This is a genomic window from Streptomyces sp. PSU-S4-23, assembly GCF_055632315.1.
On sequence record NZ_JBVMUU010000002.1, the window covers coordinates 4,855,940 to 4,874,123 of the forward strand.

An 18,184-nucleotide genomic window follows, 5' to 3' on the forward strand; every position below is an offset into this window, starting at 1 on the left:
TGTTTTTACCACGCGGGGCACCATCATTCGCCTACGCGCGGTAAGTTTCTGGCCATGCCACGTGGACGTCATCGCCATTCACCACCTTTGCACAGGCTGCTGCCTCCTTCGGCGATCGCCGGCGTCTCCGTCGTGTGCGCCGTGGGGCCCTGGTTGTTCACGGAGCCGCTGCTGCTCCGTGCGCTGGCCGCGGGTGCCGCGGTGACGACGGTCGTCGGCGCGGTCGTCATGCGCCGCTGGGACGCGGCCGCTGGTAAACAGGTCGCCGACCTCGTACGGGCGCGTGCGGGCGACGAGTGGCGCCACGAGGAGCGGGTCGCCGAACTGGAGACCGACCTCGAGGAGTCGCGCGAGCTGCGCACCAAGCTCGAACAGAAGCTGCGTGCCAAGCGCGCCGAACTGGCCAAGCTGCGCAACGAGCACGCCGCCCTGCTGCGCCGGTACGCCACGGCGGAGACGGAGCGAGCGAGCGCACTGGAGGGCCGCCGCCTGCTGGAGATCGAGGCGACGACTCCTGCGCGGGCGCTGCCCGCGGCGGGGACCCCGGCCTCCGCCGGGCAGGACGCGCCGGACCCCGCCGGGGACGTGACCGCCGGAGCGGACGCACGGGACGGCGCACCGGATCCCGAGGACGTGGCCGCCCCGGCCGCGGCCGGGCGGGAGAACGACGCCGAGCCCGAGAACGGTGCTGAAGCGGGGGACGACGCCGAGCCCGGGACGTCGGGTCCGCAGGTGTTCTCCCCGGCGGGCTCCGCGCTCTTCCTGCGGGCCGACTCGGCGCTGACGCGGCTCATCGGCGAGGAGGCCGACGCCACCGAGGAGGCCGACGCCGGGCAGGAGACCGACGCCGCCGCTGAGGCGGAGGATGACGCCCCGAAGGCGACGGCTTCCGCGGAGGAGGACGAGGCGGCGGGGGCGGGCGCCGCCGCGGACGGCGACGAGAGCGCCGGGACGTCCCCGGACGCGAAGGGCCGGGGCGCCCCCGACGCGGCGGACGCCCCTCAAGCGGCGGACGGCGCCGCGCCCGCCGGGCGCGCACGCGGCGGCGCCCGCAGGACGTCCGCGGCCCGTGCGAAGACCTCGGCCCGGAAGGGCGGCCCCCGCAACGGCGGCCGCACGCAGCGGGACCCCGCCGGGAGCGGCGGTGCCGAGGCCGGTGCCACGGAGAGCCGCTCCGGTGAGGAGGGCGGGCCGGAGGGGCAGCCCCCGGCGGCCGGCGGGCAGGAGCACGCGGCGGCCGGCGGGCAGGAGCACGCGGCCGCCCCGGCCGCGCAGCAGCCCCAGCCGGCCGTCGGCAAGCCGGCCCACACCACCGGGCACTTCACCGTGCCGACCGCCGTCGCCGTCGTACCGCCGGCCCCGCGCCGGCGCCCGGCCGTCGAGGGCGGGTTCGACTTCTTCGGCACGCAGAAGCCGCGGGAGACCGGTCAGTCCGTGCCGTCCGTGCAGAACGAGGACCTCGCCGACGTCGTCGGCCAGGAGGCGCTCGCGGTGCACAAGGCGGAGTCCGAGTCCGGCTTCAAGCCCGTGGATCCGCAGGCGCGCGCCGTCGGCCAGGTCATCGACCTGACGGCCCATGACGAGACGGAGCAGATCGACGTCGAGGGGCTGCGCACCGCGGCCTCCTGAGCACCCCCGGCGCGGGTGAGGGGCGGCGGCACACGAGGTGCCGCCGCCCCTCACGCCGTTCCGCCCGCTTGCAGGAGCCTTACGCCATCCACCGGTCCGGCCGGGCGTCCCGCCGCCCCGTACGCGACCGGTCCGCCTGCGCGTACAGCAGGTCCGCCGCCTCCCGGGCGTCCCGCAGGCGCGCCGTCACCGTCTTGTTCGCGCCGGTGTCCACGTGCACGTCGGCGACCCGCTTGAAGCGCTCCCACGGCCCCTGCGTCAGCCGTACGCTCTGCACCTTCGCGTGCGGCACGAGCACCAGGCTGCGGCGCAGCAGGCCGTGACGGGCCGCGAAGACCGTGTCGGTGACGGCGAGTCCGTGGCCGCGCCACCACAGCGGCACGCACCAGCCCGCGCGGCGCGGCGGGCGGGTCAGGGCGGCGGGCACGCTCACGCCGGGCAGTATCCGCGCGATCAGCGACTCGGCCTCCGCGCGCGGGGCGACCGGCACCAGCACCGAGTTCGACGAGCCCGCCACGTCCAGTTCCACCCGGACCCAACTGCGCCGCCGCCACAGCAGCGGCTCCACGATCCGTACGGTCTGCACCCGCCCCGGCGGCACCGTCTCGTGGGCCCGGTCCAGCAGCCCGTGGTCGATGCGGAGCCCGTCCGGCGACTCGCCCACGGTCCAGTCGTAGGCGCGGACGAACTGCCCGACGGTCCTCGTGGCCGCTCCGCCGGCCAGCGGCAGCCCGATGACGAGCACCGACCACAGGCTGTGCGTGACGAACCACAACAGGGGCGGCACGACCAGGACGGCGAGCAGGGAACCCCAGGTGGCGCCGGTGAGGAGGAGCGAGACGGCCAGCGCTCCCGGCGCCACGTGCAGCAGCGGGCGCACCGGCGCCTCGCCCACCTCATGTGCCGTCTCGGGCGCGAAACCGGCGGCGCGGGCGAGGAGTTCGGCGCGCAGCGCCCGTGCCTCGCCCTCGCTCAGATAGGCGAGTTCGTCCTTCTCGTCCGTGCCGATGGCGTCGAGCCTGAGCTTGGCGACGCCTGCCACGCGGGCCAGCAGCGGCTGGGTGACGTCGACGGCCTGCAGCCGGTCGAGGCGGATGTGCGCGGTGCGGCGGAACAGCAGGCCGGTACGGATGCGCAGTTCGGTGTCGGTCACCGCGTAGTGCGTGAACCACCAGCTCAGGAAGCCGTACAGGGAGGCTGCCGGGACGAGTACCGCGAGCCCGGTCAGGAGGGTGACCGTGGTGAGCCTCGTCAGCTGCTCGTGCGCCTGGTCCGGGTCGTGCGCGGCCCACCCCATGAGCACGGCGACCGGCGCCCAGGCGCGCCGCAGCGGGGTCACCGGGTGCAGCCGTCGCTCGGCCACCTCCCGCCGCTCCCGTCCGCCGGCCCGTCCGCCGGGCTCTTCCGCGGGATCCGCGCCGGGCCGTTCGCCGGGAAGCGCTCCGGGCGTGTTCACAGCCCCGCCGATCGGGCCTCGCCCAGCTCGGTCAGCCGGTCCCGCAGCCGTTCCGCCTCGGCCGGGTCCAGGCCGGGGATGGTGGCGTCCGTGGCCGCGGCCGCGGTGTGCAGCTGGACGGTCGCCAGCCCGAAGCGCCGCTCGACGGGACCGGAGGTGACCTCGACGAGCTGCATGCGTCCGTAGGGCACCACGGTCTCCTCACGCCACAGCACGCCCCGGCGGATCAGCAGGTCGTCGGCCCGCTCGGCGTACCGCCAGGACCGCCAGTTGCGGCCCACCAGCACCCAGCCCCACAGCAGCAGGGCCATCGGCGGCAGCGCGAGGAGCGCCCAGCCGGGCCCGGCGAGCAGGCCGAGCAGCAGCCCCAGGACGATGGCCGGCAGCCCCAGCCACACCACCAGCAGCAGCCGCCGCATCCGCAGCAGCCCCGGCGGCAGTCCCCTCCAGGCGGGTTCGCCGCCCTCCGGCACAGTCCCCGTTCCCATGCCGCAAGCGTACGTACGACAGACTGTGTGCATGACTCCTACGACGGAGACCACGGTCGGGATCGGCGGCGCCGCGGAGAGCACCGACATGGTGCTCAACATCGGGCCCCAGCACCCGTCCACGCACGGCGTGCTGCGGCTGCGGCTCGTGCTGGACGGCGAGCGGATCACCCACGCCGAGCCGGTCATCGGCTATATGCACCGGGGTGCGGAGAAGCTCTTCGAGGCGCGCGACTACCGCCAGATCATCATGCTGGCCAACCGCCACGACTGGCTCTCGGCCTTCGCGAACGAACTGGGCGTGGTCCTCGCCGTCGAGCGGATGCTCGGCATGGAGGTCCCCGAGCGCGCGGTCTGGATGCGCACCCTCCTCGCGGAGCTGAACCGGGTGCTGAACCACCTGATGTTCCTCGGCTCGTACCCGCTGGAGCTCGGCGGCATCACCCCGGTGTTCTACGCCTTCCGTGAGCGCGAGGAACTCCAGAACGTCATGGAGGAGATCTCCGGCGGGCGCATGCACTACATGTTCAACCGCGTGGGCGGCCTCAAGGAGGACCTGCCCGCCGGCTGGACCGCACGCGCGCGTACCGCCGTCGCGGAGGTGCGCTCCCGGATGGACCGGTTCGACGACCTGGTGCTCGGCAACGAGATCTTCCGGGGACGCACCCGGGGTGTCGGCGTCCTCGCGCCGGAGACCGTGCACGCCTACGGCGTGAGCGGGCCCATCGCGCGCGCCTCCGGGGTGGACTTCGACCTGCGCCGTGACGAGCCGTACCTGGCGTACGGGGACCTGCGGGACACCCTGAAGGTCGTCACCCGGCAGGAGGGCGACTGCCTGGCCCGCTTCGAGTGCCTGCTGGAACAGACGCACAACGCCCTCGACCTGGCCGACGCATGCCTGGACCGGCTGGCCGAGCTGCCGCCGGGACCCGTCAACCAGCGCCTCCCCAAGGTGCTCAAGGCGCCCGAGGGGCACACCTACGCCTGGACCGAGAACCCGCTCGGCATCAACGGCTACTACCTGGTCAGCAAGGGCGAGAAGACCCCGTACCGGCTGAAGCTGCGCTCCGCCTCGTACAACAACATCCAGGCGCTGACCGAGCTGCTGCCCGGGACGCTGGTCGCGGACATGGTGGCGATCCTCGGCTCACTGTTCTTCGTGGTCGGGGACATCGACAAGTAGATCCCCGAGAGAGCCGCCCGGAATGCCGACGGGCTGGAGGAGCCAGCCGAAGTCGCCGAGACCGCCGGGCGCGGTGAGCTCGGCGGCGGCTGCGGCGCCCGTGAGGGCGCGCACGTAGGCCGCGGGGTCGGTGGAGGCGAGGGCCAGCGGGGGGCGCGCGCCGCTGACGCCCAGGGCGTGCAGGGCCGCGCGCTGGGTCAGCAGGCGTGCTCCCGGCAGGGCGCAGGCGTCCAGCGCCACGTGTGCCGTGATGTCGCAGGAGCCGTCCGGGACGGGGGCGGTCTGCCGGCCGGCGCGGAACCCGGTGAGCGTCCCGAAGGGGGGCCGGGAGCCCGCGCGGTGCGCGTAGTCGACGGCGACGGCCAGACCGCGGTCCAGGGCGGCCACGGCGGCGGCCCAGGCGGTGTCCCTGGGGAGGCCGATCTCGGCGCGGTGCCCTTCGGCGGTCAGCGGCCACCAGCGCTCCAGCCACCGCGCCCGCGCGCCCGCGACCGGCTCCCCGAGGCGCTCGGTGCCGTCCCGCCGTACGAGCACCAGGCGGGGCACGCGGTCCGGGCCGGCCTCCACGACGTCGACCGGCACGTTGTCCAGCCATTCGTTCGCGAACAGCAGCCCGGTGACGCCCTCCGGGAGCTCACCGCGCCACTCGATCCGCTCGTCGAGGCCCGCGGGCCGGTCAGCGACCTCGACGGCGCACACCCGCGCCCGGGCGGCGACATCCGGTGGCAGCGCGGCCAGGACTCCGGCGGCCAGCTCCCCCCGGCCGGCGCCCATGTCCACGAACGCCGTCTCGGCGGGCCGTCCCAGCGCCTCGTCGATCCGGCACAGCAGCCGGGCCACGGCGCCGGCGAAGAGGGGTGAGGCGTGCACGGAGGTGCGGAAGTGCCCCGCGGGCCCCTCCGGCCGGCGGTAGAACCCGTCCTGCCCGTACAGCGCCTCCTGGGCCGCCGCACGCCATCCGCGCCACTCGCCGTCCGCCTCGTCCGCCACGCGCTCAGGCTAGGCCCTGTCGCCACACTCCCGGCGCCGGGCACAGGACCGGCCGCGCGGGGCGGGGCGAGGCGGCGATCCATCACGCAGCCGCGCACCCGCGGTCCGCGCGGCCCATGCGGCCTGTGCGGCTTGTGCGGCCCATGCGGGCCTGTGCTGTCCGTGTGGCCCGCGTGGCCCGTGTGGCCTGTGCTGCCTGTGGCCCGTGTGGCCTGTGCTGTCCATGTGGTCCGTGCGGTCCGTGCGGTCCGCGCTGTCCGCGCGGCCCGTGCGACCCGTGCGACCCGCGCCCGCGCCGTGCGCTCCGGCCGAGGCCGTGCGCGAGCGCCGTGCACCACCACCGGGCTCCGGCGGCTCCCGCGTGGCCTCGCCGGCGCGGCCCCGGCCGTGCGGGATCACGAGGCATCCACCTTGCGGAGTACGCCCGCCCGTCGCGGATCGACCCTCCGGTTGACCCCTGCACACTGCACGCTTCCCTACATTGGGTTACGTGCAGCGCCTCTATGACTTCCTCCGCAGACATCCCGCGTGGGTCGACGGCTTCTGGGCCGTCGTCCTCTTCGGGCTCTCCTGCGTGAGTCTGACGAACCTCGACGGGGCGCCGGACCACCACGGAACGCTCTCCGTGGGGCTCGCGATCTCCGCGGTCCTGTCCCTGGTCGTCGCGCTGCGCCGCCGTATGCCCGAGAAGATGCTCCTGGTGGCCGTCGCGACGGGACTGGCGCAGCTGGTCCTCGACGAGGAGGCCATGGTCGCCGACTTCGCCATGCTGGTGATCATCTACACGGTCGCCGCGGACGGAGCCCGCTGGGCCTCCCGCATCGGCCTGGTCGGCGGTCTGTGCGCCGGCACCCTGGCGCAGATCCGCTGGTCGGCCCCCGAGTCGAGCCCGCTGGGCAACGCCGCGGTCGCGATGTTCCAGACCGTGCCGTTCGCCCTGGCCTGGGTCCTCGGCGACTCGCTGCGCACCCGCCGCGCCTATCTCGCCCAGCTGGAGGAGCGCGCCGCCCGACTGGAGAAGGAGCGCGAGGCGCAGGCCAAGGTCGCGGTCGCCGCCGAGCGCGCCCGTATCGCCCGCGAGCTGCACGACGTCGTCGCGCACAACGTCTCGGTGATGGTGGTGCAGGCGGACGGCGCCGCATACGTCCTCGACACCGCCCCCGACCAGGCGAAGAAGGCACTGGAGACGATCTCCGGGACCGGCCGCCAGGCCCTCGCCGAGATGCGCCGCCTGCTCGGCGTGCTGCGCACCGGCGAGCACACGGAGGCCGGCGAGTACGTCCCCCAGCCCGACGTCGAGCAGATCGACGAGCTCGTCGAGCAGTGCCGCAGCTCGGGCCTGCCCGTCGACTTCAAGGTGGAGGGCACCCCGCGCCCGCTGCCCAGCGGTGTCGAGCTGACGGCGTACCGGATCGTCCAGGAGGCACTGACCAACACCCGCAAGCACGGGGGACCCAACGCGGGGGCCAGCGTGCGCCTGGTGTACTTCGACGACGGACTCGGGCTGCTCGTCGAGGACGACGGCAAGGGCGCCCCGCACGAGCTGTACGAGGAGGGCGGCGCCGACGGCCGGGGCCACGGGCTGATCGGCATGCGTGAGCGCGTCGGCATGGTGGGCGGCACCCTGGACGCGGGCCCCCGCCCCGGCGGAGGCTTCCGCGTCAGCGCACTGCTGCCGCTGAAGCCGGCGCACTGACCACCGACCACGGTGGTCGCCGCGGCCCTGGCGGCCCCGCTGGAGTCCGCCGCGCAGGCCGTCCAGCCGCCCGCGGACATCCTCCGGGTGCGGGAGACCACCGGCCGGCTTGACGGACGGGCCGGGGGGACCGGCCCTGACCACCGTGTTCTCTGCTCGTACGTCCGGACTCAGTCGTGCTGGGCGGCGCCGCCACCAGGCTCTCGGTGGTGCCACTGCTGAGCGGAGGGATCCCCGGTGTAGGGCTCCGCGGTTCCGTAGGGCGGATTCGCCGGGTAGGACCGGTCGTCGCCCGGGCGGGGCCGCCCCTGAGCGGCCGGGTCGAGCGAGGCGGAGCCACGGGGCTGCCGGTCGTGTGCGGCTGTCTCCGCCGCGGCACGGAACTCCTCGCGCATCCGGGAGCGGCCGATCGGGTCGAGCGTCTGCTCGCCGCCGGGTGCCTCGTATCCGAAGGCCCCGGATCCGGTCCCGTCGGCGGAGTACCCGCCTGCGCCGGGATCCGCAGGACCATGGTGCTCCGGCACGAACCGGGAGACGGAGAAGTCGGGCTGCTCCTCCTCTCCGCCGCCGTGGCTGATGGCTTGCGGCAGCATGACCAGCGAGGTCGTTCCGGCCTGGGCACCCGACGGGCGGAGCTGGACCCGGATGCCGTGCCGGTCGGCGAGGCGGCCGACCACGAACAGGCCCATGCGCCGGGAGACCTCGGCATCCACGGTCGGAGGATTGGCCAGCTTGTCGTTGATGTCGGCGAACTCCTCGGCGGTCAGGCCGATGCCGTGGTCGTGGATCTCGACCAGGATCCGGCCGTCGGCCAGCCGGGTGGCCGAGACCCGGACCGGGAAGTGCGGGGAGGAGAACTGGATGGCGTTCTCCAGCAGTTCGGCGAGGAGGTGCACCAGGTCGGTGACCGCCTTGCCGTGGATGTCGGTCTCGGGGACGTTGCTGATCTCGATGCGTGCGTAGTTCTCCACCTCGGAGGAGGCAGCGCGCAGTACGTCGATCAGCGGCACCGGCTGGTACCACTTCCGGCCCGGCTCCTGGCCTGCGAGGACCAGCAGGTTCTCACCGTTGCGCTGCATACGGGTTGCCAGGTGGTCCAGTTGGAACAGGATGTCCAGCTGTTCCGGTTCGGACTCGCGGTGCTCCAGGTCCGTGATGAGTTCCAGCTGGCGCTGGATGAGGCCCTGGTTGCGCTTGGAGAGGTTGCTGAAGATGGCGTTGAGGTTGCCCCGCAGCAGCGCCTGTTCGGCGGCGAGGCGAACCGCCTTGCCGTGGATCTGGTCGAACGCCCGGGCCACCTCGCCGATCTCGTCGGTGCTGGTGATCGGAATGGGTTCCACCTCGGTGTTGACGCGCCCCGGGTCGGTGCGCGACAGCAGCTCGACCATCGCGGGCAGCCGCTGCCCGGCGACCTCCAGGGCGGCGTTGCGGAGCCGCACCATGCAGCGGCTCATGGACCGGGCCATCAGCGCGGCCACCACGAAAGCGGCGAGCACACCCGCGAGTACGGCCGTCGAGTCGGTGATCGCGTCGGACCTGGCGTTGTCGGCGACGGCGTTGGCGTCGTGTGCGGCCTGGTCCGCCATCTTCTGCTCGATGCCGCGGTACGCGTCGAACGTGTGGGTCATCGAGGAGAAGTAGCCGTCCGGCGTGATGCCCTTCTCCTTCAGGGCCCTGGAGGACGTTCCGGAGGCGACCGCGTGGATCATCGCGGTCCGGTCCGGCGGCGCCACATAGTCCCGGCCGGCCTCCCGTGCCCGGGCCCGGTCACTCTCCTGCCGCGCCTTGTCACGGGCCTCCGCCGTGGCCAGGGCCCGTTGCAGCTGTGCCTCGTCCTGCGCGGTGCCACCGGCCGTGTACTCGCCGATCGCGACCTGCTCCAGGAACGCGTAGGACGTGAGGGTGCTCGACTGCGTCTTGCGATCAGCGGCCGGGACCTCGCCCTGTACCAGGACGTGCATGCCGATCGAGCGGGAGAGCGACTCGGCGGACTCGGCGAGCGAGAGCGCGTACAGGGTGCGGCCGAAGCTGGTGTTGCTGCTGGTGCCGAAGCCCAGGTCGTTGGCGAACTCGGTGAGCGGGTGCTGGATCTCGCCGTACGCCAGCTCGGTCCGCACACCGGGAAGCTGGTCCGTGTAAGCGTTCTGGCGCACCCGGACGAGGTCCGGCTCGACTTTGAGGAAGTTGTCCAGCCGGCGCTTGAGCCCTTCGTTCTCCGGTATGTGCTCGACGGCGGCGTGGAAATCCGCCGCGGCCCGGTCCGTGGCTTCACGGGCCTTGGCCACGTCGGCGTTCCCGGTGTCGCCTTCCAGGAGCGGTACCACGCTGATGTCGCGCTCGTTCATCAGCGCGTGACCGTAGCCGGCCGCGGCGCGTTCCAGGTTCGCCATCCGGTACGCGTCGTCCGCCTGCTGCCAGCGGTCGATGGACTCTTTGACGTTGAAGGCGCCCACCACCAGCGCGACGACGACGGGGATCAGCACGATGGCGACGAGCTTGGTTCGCACATGCCAGTTCCGTACGTCATGACGCGGTGGCGGTGCGGGCTTCGAGGGTGAATCGGTGTCCGCGGACCGCTTGCCGGTGCCTCGCGGAGGCGTGAGACTTCCGGGGGCGGGCCGGGCGGCGTTTGGTGATATGCGGGGTGTGTTCCTCACTCGACCGACCTCTCGCGTCGACACACCGATGTGCCTGTGTACTTGTGTGAAGCGGATTCCAGCACGGCATGCAGGTGCCCTCCAAATGCCGGTGGAAGGCCCACCGACCTGTGGAATGACCGGCAAGACAGGTATAGGTGCGTTTCTCCGGTCTGGAATGCGAGGTAAGCGGGTGTTGCGGAGCGGACCGGGCGCAGAGGCTGTGACGTGATCGTCTTCGCGCTGTCGGCGGCCGGCGAACGAATGCCCTTGCGAACGAACGTCGGTGTGACGGGCCCGGGCGGGGCTTTGTGCTCGCGTACGCTGGTCGTATGACTGATGCGTCGGAAGAATCCTCGGCCGGACGCATACGCGTCATGCTCGTCGACGACCAGGTGCTGCTGCGCACCGGGTTCCGGATGGTGCTCGCCGCCCAGCCGGACATGGAGGTCGTCGCGGAGGCGGGCGACGGCGTCGAGGCACTCCAGGTGCTGCGCGCCACCGAGGTCGACGTGGTCCTCATGGACGTCCGCATGCCGAAGCTCGACGGTGTGGAGACCACCCGGCGCATCTGCGCGGAACCGGACCCCCCGAAGGTGCTGATCCTGACCACGTTCGACCTCGACGAGTACGCCTTCTCCGGGCTGAAGGCGGGCGCCTCCGGCTTCATGCTCAAGGACGTGCCGCCGGGCGAACTGCTGGCCGCCATCCGCTCCGTGCACAGCGGCGACGCGGTGGTCGCGCCCTCCACCACCCGCCGTCTCCTCGACCGGTTCGCGCCGATGCTGCCGGGCGGTGCCACCAAGCCCCGGCACAAGGAGCTGGAACGGCTCACCGACCGCGAGCGCGAGGTCATGGTGCTGGTCGCACAGGGCCTGTCCAACGGCGAGATCGCGGCCCGGCTGGTGCTGTCCGAGGCGACCGTGAAGACCCATGTGGGGCGCATCCTGACGAAGCTGGGGCTCAGGGACCGGGTGCAGGTGGTCGTCCTGGCGTACGAGACCGGTCTGGTACGGGCGGGCGGGCACGGTTGAGTTCTCGCGTGACCGTCGTGTGACCGGCGCCCACTAAGGTCTGCGCATGCTCCTGTGGATCAACGGCCCCTTCGGGGGCGGCAAGACACAGACCGCACACGAGATCCGGCGACGGCTGCCCGGCAGCGTCATCTGCGATCCCGAGCACGCCGGTTTCGGGCTGCGGCGCATGCTGCCGCCCGAACTGCGCGGAGACTTCCAGGATCTGGTGTCCTGGCGGAAGGGCGTGGTCGAGGTCCTCGATCTGGCGCTGACCGAGCACGACGGTGTGGTCATCGCCCCCATGACGGTCACCGACCCGGACTACTTCGCCGAGACGGTCGGCCGGCTGCGCGAACTGGGCCACGACGTCCGCCACTTCGCGCTGCTCGCAGAGCGCGAGACCGTCCTGGGACGGCTGCGCGAGCGCAGCCTCGGACACGTCCTCCAGCACGTCGCCGGGAAGGGCGCCCCGCCGCGCGAGGAGAGCTGGGCCGTGCAGCAGCTCGACCACTGTCTGGAGCGGCTGCGCGAGCCGGAGTTCGCCGAGCACCTGTGGACCGACAACACGACGGTGCCCAAGACGGCGGACCGGATCGCCGTGCTCGCCGGGCTGACGCTCAGGCCCAACACCGAGGGCGTCCTGCGCACCCGGCTGCGGCAGGCACGGGTCGGGCTGAAGCACATCCGCCTCGACTGACAGCAGCTGAGAGCCGGCGCCGGCTACCGGAGGATGCCTTCCAGGAAGTCGCTGCCCAGGCGGGCCACCGCGGTCACGTCCAGCTGGTGCAGGACGTACCGGCCGCGGCGGCGGGTGGTGAGCAGGCCCGCCTTCTTCAGCGTGCTCAGGTGCCGGGATATCTCCGGCGCCGTCATGCCGTGCACCCGGGCCAGCTCGCTGGTGGTGAACGCGCTGCGGGCCAGACTGCGGCACATGCGCATCCGCACCGGGTGGGACAGCGCGGCCAGGCGCAGGGTCAGCTGCTCCACCGAGGGCGGCGCCGCCGGATCCCCGGAGCCAGCCGGGTAGTGCAGCACCGGCTGCCAGCCGAACCGGTGCAGCACCATCAGGTGCGGCCGGCCCAGGCCGGTCGGGACCAGCAGCAGGCCGCCGTCTCCCGTGGCCGTACGCCCCTGGGCGAGCTTGTCGACGGTGATCCGGCCCGCCGCCTCGTCCAGCCTCACCGCCGACGACACCGACGCCAGCGCCTCGCCCAGGCCCCTGCGCCGCAGGAGATCCGTCTTGTGCCGGGCGTCGGCCGCGAGCTGGTGGCGCAGCCGTGCCCAGGTGTCCGCGAAGAACGCCTCCTCGCAGTCCTCCAGGAACCGCCGCAGCCAGGCCCGCGTCCGCGGCGGGTCGGCCATCAGCCGCTCGCTGAAGCGCAGTTGCCGCGGGCCGCGCGCGGCGGCCAGCTCCAGGGTGCGGTGGCGCACCGCGGGGTCCGAGAGCGCGCTCGGCCCGGGCCCGCCGTAGCAGAGGCTGCAGGCGAACTCCATGGCCGCGTCCACGAACTGCTCGTCGCTGAGCTTGTCCAGCAGGTCGAGGTCCTCGCCGAGTGTCGCTCCGGGCAGTGCGGTGCCGCCCGGGATGCCCGCACACGGCAGGAAGAGGTCGGAGAACGTCGACCGCCACAGGAAGTCCGCCTCGCACATCCGGTCGGCCAGATGCGGGTCGAGCCGCGCGGTCACACCCGTCACCCAGCCCTGCAGGCCCGGATGGTGGCCCGGCTCGGCCAGCGCGTGCAGCGCCATGCTGAGCTCGGCCAGGGGCGAGGGCGCGACGGAGACCCTCTCCGGCCGCAGCCCGCTGACGTCGATGTCCACGCTCATGACCTCATGGTGCACTGTGCCACCGACAACGGGGGCGGTCCGTGCGCGTATCAGGCGCCGGCACCCGGGAGCCGCTCCACGAACCGGGCCACCGCCGCCTTCACGTCGTCCGCCGTCCACACCAGCCCGTCGGCCCGTACACCGACCTCGGTGAGGGCCAGACCGGGGCCGCGGTGGTCCCACGGGTTGGCGAACAGGAGGGTCCCGGTCTCCTCGGCCTGCCGGATCGCCGCCTCCGCGAGGACGTCGGCGTCGTACGGCAGCCAGACCTGGAACTCATGGGTGTGCGGCTGCCCGGGGTGGACGCGCGCCCACGGCACCCCGGCCGCGGCGAAGCCCTCGCGCAGCGCCGCGGCGACCACGCGCGCGTGGCGCACGTACTCCGGCAGCCGGGGCAGCTCCCGCTGAAGGCCGGCGAGGGCCGACAGCACCGTCGGGAACTGCTGCAGGACCATGCCGCCGTAGCGGTGCCGCCAGGTCTTGGCCTGCTCGACCAGTGTCCTGGGACCCGCGAGGGCCGCACCGCCGTAGCCGTCGAGGGACTTGTAGAACGACACATAGACGCTGTCCGCGAGGTCCGCGATCTCCTCCAGGGGGCGGCCGAAATGGACCGTCGTCTCCCACAGACGCGCACCGTCGAAGTGCACCACCGCGTCGCGTTCCCGGGCGGCCTCGACGACCTCGGTCAGCTCCTCGAAGGAGGGCAGGACGAAACCGGCGTCCCTGAGGGGCAGTTCGAGCATCAGCGCGCCGAAGGGCTCCTCGAAGCCGCGTACCTCGCCGGCGGTCGGCAGCCGGGGTTCGCCGGTCAGCAGCACCGGGCGCAGCCCGCCGACCTCGCGCAACGCGTTGCGTTCGTGCACCTCGGGGTGGGCCAGCGCGTGCAGGGCCACGGTCGGGTCGCCCGTGCGGGCGGCCCAGCAGCGCAGGGCGACCTGCTGGGCCATCGTGCCGGTGGGGAAGAAGGCGGCGGCCTCCTTGCCGAGCAGCCCGGCCACCCGCTGCTCCAGGGCCTCGACGATCCCCGTCCCGTACATGTCCGCGGTCTCGTCCAGGTCGTACAGATCCTGCGCGCCCTCGCCCTGGAGCAGGGCCAGCCGCTCCCGGAGCGTGCCCAGGAAGCCCGGGCGCGCCAGGACGTGTTCCGCGCGGCGGTAGGCGGCGATGCGGCGAGCCCGTCGCCGGCGCTGCTCCTCGTCCGCGGACCCGGCCGGCTGCTCCTCGTCCGCGGACCCGGTCGGCGCCGTCGCCTGCCGCTCCGCCGCCCGGCGCTCCGCCTGCCGCTCCTCGTCCCGCTCCGCCGTCCCCACCGTGTCCCCCTTCGCCGTCCCCACCCGTCCCCCTCCGCACCTCGCGCTCGTGCCCGGATCATCCCGCGGGCCCGTACCGCCGGGCACCCGTTTTTCGCCCTCTGCGCGACGTGCGGAAACCCACAGCCTGTGGACGACGGGTCGGCCCGCGAACCGATCGCGTTAACATGACGAGAAATCGTCCGGTACCCAGAGCGGACTGGAACGGGAAGGCCACGGTCGAGTGAGTACAGTCCAACAGCCAGACGCCAAGGACCGCCCCGCGCGGCTCACGGTGGGCGTCGTAGGAGCCGGCCGGGTCGGGCCCGCCCTCGCCGCGTCCCTGCAACTGGCCGGGCACCGCCCCGTCGCCGCCTCCGGAGTCTCCGACGCCTCCCGGCGGCGTGCCGCGCGGATGCTTCCCGACGTGCCGGTCGTCGCGCCCTCCGAGGTCCTGGAGCGAGCCGAGCTGGTCCTGCTGACCGTTCCGGACGACGCGCTGCCGGGCCTTGTCAAGGGGCTCGCCGAGACCGGCGCCGTGCGCCCGGGACAGCTCCTCGTGCACACCTCCGGGCGGTACGGGACGAGGGTGCTGGACCCCGCCCTGCGCGCGGGAGCCCTGCCGCTGGCCCTGCACCCCGCGATGACCTTCACCGGCACCCCGGTGGACGTGCAGCGACTGGCCGGGTGCTCCTTCGGCGTCACCGCGCCCGAGGAACTGCGGCTGGCCGCCGAGGCCCTCGTGATCGAGATGGGCGGCGAACCCGAGTGGATCGCCGAGGAGATGCGCCCGCTGTACCACGCGGCCCTCGCCCTCGGCGCCAACCACCTGGTCACCCTGGTCGCCGAGTCCATGGAGCTGCTGCGCGGGGCGGGGGTCGAGGCCCCCGACCGCATGCTCGGCCCGCTGCTCGGCGCCGCCCTCGACAACGCACTGCGCTCCGGGGACGCCGCCCTGACCGGCCCCGTCGCACGCGGGGACGCGGGCACGGTCGCCGCGCACGTCACCGAGCTGCGCAGGCACGCCCCGCAGACCGTGGCCGGCTATCTGGCGATGGCCCGCGCGACCGCCGACCGGGCCCTGGCCCACGGGCTGCTCAAGCCGGAGCTGGCCGAGGACCTCCTCGGGGTACTCGCAGGCGGCACGGACCTGCCGGAGCACGGGGAGGAGCAATGAGCCGCCGTACGGTCGAACTGGTCCCCACCGTGGAGGACCTGCGGTTCGCGCAGGACCGCCACGCGGTGCCGGGACGCACCGCCGTCGTCATGACCATGGGGGCCCTGCACGAGGGCCACGCCACCCTGATCAGGGCGGCCCGCAGACACGTCGGCGCCCAGGGTTTCGTGATCGTCACCGTCTTCGTGAACCCGCTGCAGTTCGGCCGGGGCGAGGACCTCGACCGCTACCCGCGCACCCTGGACGCCGATCTGAAGGTCGCCGAGCAGGCCGGCGCGGACACCGTGTTCGCCCCGTCCGCCGACGAGGTCTACCCCGGCGGCGAGCCCCAGGTGCGGATCTCCGCGGGCCCCATGGGCGAGCGCCTCGAAGGGGCCTTCCGCCCCGGTCACTTCGACGGCATGCTCACCGTGGTCGGCAAGCTGCTGCACCTCACCCGCCCCGACGTGGCGCTGTTCGGGCAGAAGGACGCCCAGCAACTGGCCCTGATCCGCCGGATGGTCCGCGACCTGAACTTCGGGGTGGAGATCGTCGGCGTGCCCACCGTGCGCGAGGACGACGGTCTGGCCCTCTCCAGCCGCAACCGCTATCTGTCGCCCGACGAACGGCACACCGCGCTCGCCCTCTCCCGGGCCCTGTTCGCGGGCCGCGACCGGCACGCCGCCCAGGAGGCCCTGCGCGCGCGTGCCCGCGAGGTGCCCGCCACGCACGCGCGCGCCGAGGCCCTCAGCGCCATAGGGGAGTCGCGCGCCGCCGCCGATGCGCACGCGGTCGCGAAGGCCGCCCCCGGGGGCCCCGCCGCCGTCCGCGCCGCCGCCCGTCTCGTCCTCGACGAGGCCGCCCACCTGGACCCTCCGCTGGCCCTGGACTACCTGGCCCTGGTGGACCCGGCGGACTTCACCGAGATCCACGACGACTTCACCGGCGAGGCGGTCCTCGCCGTCGCCGCCCGGGTGGGCACCACCCGGCTGATCGACAACATCCCCCTCTCCTTCGGAGCCCCCGAACCCGTCGACCCCTACGGAGCCGCCTCGTGACCAGCACAGGCATACGACTGCACGCGCCCGCCCCAGGGTGGTCCATCCCCGCGGACGTCGTGGTCGTCGGCTCCGGGGTGGCCGGTCTCACCGCGGCCCTGCGCTGCGGGGCCGCCGGCCTGCGGACGGTCGTGGTCACCAAGGCCCGTCTGGACGACGGCTCGACCCGCTGGGCGCAGGGCGGCATCGCGGCGGCCCTGGGCGAGGGCGACAGCCCCGAACAGCACCTGGACGACACCCTGGTGGCGGGGGCCGGCCTGTGCGACGAGGAGGCCGTGCGGATCCTGGTGACCGAGGGCCCCGACGCGGTGCGCCGGCTCATCTCCACCGGCGCGCAGTTCGACACCGACGACGAGGGGGGCATCCAGCTCACCCGTGAGGGCGGCCACCACCGCCGCCGCATCGCGCACGCCGGCGGCGACGCGACCGGCGCCGAGATCTCCCGGGCGCTCGTGGCGGCCGTACGCGCGCGCGGAATGCGCACGATCGAGAACGCGCTGGTCCTGGACCTGCTCACGGACGCCGACGGCCGCACCGCGGGCGTGACCCTGCACGTCATGGGCGAGGGCCAGCACGACGGCGTGGGCGCCGTGCACGCCCCCGCCGTGGTCCTCGCCACCGGCGGCATGGGCCAGGTCTTCTCCGCGACCACCAACCCGTCGGTGTCCACCGGCGACGGCGTGGCCCTGGCCCTGCGCGCCGGCGCCGAGGTCAGCGACCTGGAGTTCGTGCAGTTCCACCCCACGGTGCTGTTCCTCGGCCCGGACGCCGAGGGCCAGCAGCCGCTGGTGTCCGAGGCGGTGCGAGGCGAGGGCGCCCACCTGGTGGACGGGGACGGCGTGCGGTTCATGACCGGGCAGCACGAACTGGCCGAGCTGGCGCCCCGCGACATCGTCGCCAAGGGCATCATGCGCCGTATGCAGGAGCAGGGCGCCGAGCACATGTTCCTCGACGCCCGCCACTTCGGCGCCGACATGTGGGAGCACCGCTTCCCGACGATCCTCGCCGCCTGCCGCGCCAACGGGATCGACCCGGTCACCGAGCCGATCCCGGTCGCTCCGGCCGCCCACTACGCCTCCGGGGGCGTGCGCACCGACTCCCACGGCCAGACCACCGTGCCGGGCCTGTACGCGTGCGGCGAGGTCGCCTGCACGGGCGTCCACGGCGCCAACCGGCTCGCCTCCAACTCCCTCCTCGAGGGCCTGGTCTACGCCGAGCGCATCGCCGCCGACATCGTGCAGGGCCGGGCGGACCGCGGCCTGGCCGCGCGCCCGCCCCAGCCCGTCCCGGACCCCGAGAGGCCCGCGCACCCGCTGCTCGCCCCCGAGGACCGGTTCACCATCCAGCGGATCATGACGGAGGGCGCCGGAGTCCTCCGGTCGGCGGCCTCGCTGCAGAAAGCCGCGGACCACCTCCAGCGGCTGCACAGCGACGCCCGTGACGCGCTCGACGAGAAGGGCAAGACCTCCGAGCCCGGCGTCGACACCTGGGAGACCACCAACCTCCTGTGTGTGGCCCGGGTGCTGGTGGCCGCCGCGCTGCTGCGCGAGGAGACCCGCGGCTGCCACTGGCGCGAGGACCACGGGGGGCGCGACGACACCGCCTGGCGCCGCCACATCGTCGTACGGCTGCATCCGGACCGGACGCTGGCCGTACGCACCACCGACACCGCAGACTTCCCCCCGACCCTCCCCCGCGACCCCGGTTCCGCCACGGCGGCCCGGCCTCCCGTGCCCCAGCGTCCTCAGGAGCAGTGACAG

At 73.7% G+C, this 18,184-nt stretch carries 14 protein-coding genes; 8 read left to right on the forward strand and 6 right to left on the reverse strand.

The genetic code is table 11. The annotated features are described in order from the left end of the window. The first annotated feature begins 54 nt into the window (after nucleotides 1-54). On the forward strand, nucleotides 55-1,629 hold the full coding sequence (locus tag ACZ79I_RS22290; RefSeq protein ID WP_471499247.1) for a hypothetical protein: 1,575 nt from the start codon (nucleotides 55-57) through the stop codon (nucleotides 1,627-1,629). A 79-nt stretch (nucleotides 1,630-1,708) separates the two neighbouring features. On the opposite strand, the gene ACZ79I_RS22295 is transcribed toward ACZ79I_RS22290, so the two are convergent. Both ACZ79I_RS22295 and ACZ79I_RS22300 read right to left on the reverse strand, forming a co-directional pair. Next, on the reverse strand, nucleotides 1,709-3,085 hold the full coding sequence (locus ACZ79I_RS22295; RefSeq protein ID WP_471499248.1) for a PH domain-containing protein: 1,377 nt from the start codon (nucleotides 3,083-3,085) through the stop codon (nucleotides 1,709-1,711). After that, nucleotides 3,082-3,573 carry a PH domain-containing protein gene (locus ACZ79I_RS22300; RefSeq protein WP_471499249.1) on the reverse strand — a complete coding sequence of 164 codons (492 nt, stop codon included), beginning with the start codon at nucleotides 3,571-3,573 and terminating at the stop codon, nucleotides 3,082-3,084. The genes ACZ79I_RS22295 and ACZ79I_RS22300 overlap by 4 nt, the downstream gene beginning before the upstream one ends. A 31-nt stretch (nucleotides 3,574-3,604) precedes the next feature. Between ACZ79I_RS22300 and ACZ79I_RS22305 the strand changes: the two genes are divergently transcribed. Then, nucleotides 3,605-4,756 (forward strand): NADH-quinone oxidoreductase subunit D, encoded by a 1,152-nt coding sequence (locus ACZ79I_RS22305; protein ID WP_471499250.1) that lies wholly within the window; start codon nucleotides 3,605-3,607, stop codon nucleotides 4,754-4,756. Here ACZ79I_RS22305 and ACZ79I_RS22310 read toward each other — a convergent pair. Next, complete coding sequence (locus ACZ79I_RS22310; RefSeq protein ID WP_471499251.1) at nucleotides 4,721-5,746, reverse strand: SAM-dependent methyltransferase; 1,026 nt, start codon at nucleotides 5,744-5,746, stop codon at nucleotides 4,721-4,723. The genes ACZ79I_RS22305 and ACZ79I_RS22310 overlap by 36 nt on opposite strands. Nucleotides 5,747-6,236: 490 nt before the next feature. Here ACZ79I_RS22310 and ACZ79I_RS22315 point away from each other — a divergent pair, with 490 nt between their 5' ends. Continuing rightward, nucleotides 6,237-7,442, forward strand: a complete 1,206-nt coding sequence (locus tag ACZ79I_RS22315; RefSeq protein WP_471499252.1) for a sensor histidine kinase — start codon at nucleotides 6,237-6,239, stop codon at nucleotides 7,440-7,442. A gap of 170 nt (nucleotides 7,443-7,612) precedes the next feature. On the opposite strand, the gene ACZ79I_RS22320 is transcribed toward ACZ79I_RS22315, so the two are convergent. Then, a complete protein-coding gene (locus ACZ79I_RS22320) occupies nucleotides 7,613-9,949 on the reverse strand; it encodes a sensor histidine kinase (protein ID WP_471499253.1) in 2,337 nt (778 codons plus the stop codon). Between the two features lie 461 nt (nucleotides 9,950-10,410). Here ACZ79I_RS22320 and ACZ79I_RS22325 point away from each other — a divergent pair, with 461 nt between their 5' ends. Together ACZ79I_RS22325 and ACZ79I_RS22330 are read left to right on the forward strand one after the other, a co-directional pair. Then, a complete protein-coding gene (locus tag ACZ79I_RS22325) occupies nucleotides 10,411-11,112 on the forward strand; it encodes a response regulator (protein ID WP_471499254.1) in 702 nt (233 codons plus the stop codon). A gap of 46 nt (nucleotides 11,113-11,158) precedes the next feature. Then, nucleotides 11,159-11,791, forward strand: a complete 633-nt coding sequence (locus ACZ79I_RS22330; RefSeq protein WP_471499255.1) for an AAA family ATPase — start codon at nucleotides 11,159-11,161, stop codon at nucleotides 11,789-11,791. 23 nt (nucleotides 11,792-11,814) lie between these two features. Here the strand turns inward: ACZ79I_RS22330 and ACZ79I_RS22335 are convergent, their stop codons facing one another. Next, on the reverse strand, nucleotides 11,815-12,921 hold the full coding sequence (locus ACZ79I_RS22335; RefSeq protein WP_471499256.1) for a DUF5937 family protein: 1,107 nt from the start codon (nucleotides 12,919-12,921) through the stop codon (nucleotides 11,815-11,817). Between the two features lie 50 nt (nucleotides 12,922-12,971). After that, nucleotides 12,972-14,255: a threonine aldolase family protein gene (locus ACZ79I_RS22340; RefSeq protein ID WP_471499257.1), complete on the reverse strand. Its 1,284-nt coding sequence runs from the start codon at nucleotides 14,253-14,255 to the stop codon at nucleotides 12,972-12,974. 199 nt (nucleotides 14,256-14,454) lie between these two features. On the opposite strand from ACZ79I_RS22340, the gene ACZ79I_RS22345 reads away from it, so the two are divergent. Genes ACZ79I_RS22345 through ACZ79I_RS22355 form a run of 3 tightly spaced genes read left to right on the forward strand, consistent with a single transcriptional unit; the run spans nucleotide 14,455 to nucleotide 18,181 of the window. Continuing rightward, nucleotides 14,455-15,387: a Rossmann-like and DUF2520 domain-containing protein gene (locus tag ACZ79I_RS22345; RefSeq protein ID WP_471499258.1), complete on the forward strand. Its 933-nt coding sequence runs from the start codon at nucleotides 14,455-14,457 to the stop codon at nucleotides 15,385-15,387. After that, nucleotides 15,384-16,424 carry a pantoate--beta-alanine ligase gene (gene panC / locus ACZ79I_RS22350; RefSeq protein WP_471499259.1) on the forward strand — a complete coding sequence of 347 codons (1,041 nt, stop codon included), beginning with the start codon at nucleotides 15,384-15,386 and terminating at the stop codon, nucleotides 16,422-16,424. Before ACZ79I_RS22345 ends, panC begins: the two co-directional genes overlap by 4 nt. Then, the gene (locus tag ACZ79I_RS22355) at nucleotides 16,421-18,181 is read left to right on the forward strand and encodes an L-aspartate oxidase (RefSeq protein WP_471499260.1); all 1,761 of its coding nucleotides are present in this window, start codon (nucleotides 16,421-16,423) and stop codon (nucleotides 18,179-18,181) included. The genes panC and ACZ79I_RS22355 overlap by 4 nt, the downstream gene beginning before the upstream one ends. The last annotated feature ends 3 nt before the right edge of the window (nucleotides 18,182-18,184 follow it).

Excerpts from the sequence above, each read along its gene's own strand:
- ACZ79I_RS22290 (WP_471499247.1), top strand. The coding sequence starts at position 55 with ATGCCACGTGGACGTCATCGCCATTCACCACCTTTGCACAGGCTGCTG.
- ACZ79I_RS22300 (WP_471499249.1), bottom strand. The coding sequence starts at position 3,573 with ATGGGAACGGGGACTGTGCCGGAGGGCGGCGAACCCGCCTGGAGGGGA.
- ACZ79I_RS22305 (WP_471499250.1), top strand. The coding sequence starts at position 3,605 with ATGACTCCTACGACGGAGACCACGGTCGGGATCGGCGGCGCCGCGGAG.
- ACZ79I_RS22325 (WP_471499254.1), top strand. The coding sequence starts at position 10,411 with ATGACTGATGCGTCGGAAGAATCCTCGGCCGGACGCATACGCGTCATG.
- ACZ79I_RS22330 (WP_471499255.1), top strand. The coding sequence starts at position 11,159 with ATGCTCCTGTGGATCAACGGCCCCTTCGGGGGCGGCAAGACACAGACC.
- ACZ79I_RS22335 (WP_471499256.1), bottom strand. The coding sequence starts at position 12,921 with ATGAGCGTGGACATCGACGTCAGCGGGCTGCGGCCGGAGAGGGTCTCC.
- panC (WP_471499259.1), top strand. The coding sequence starts at position 15,384 with ATGAGCCGCCGTACGGTCGAACTGGTCCCCACCGTGGAGGACCTGCGG.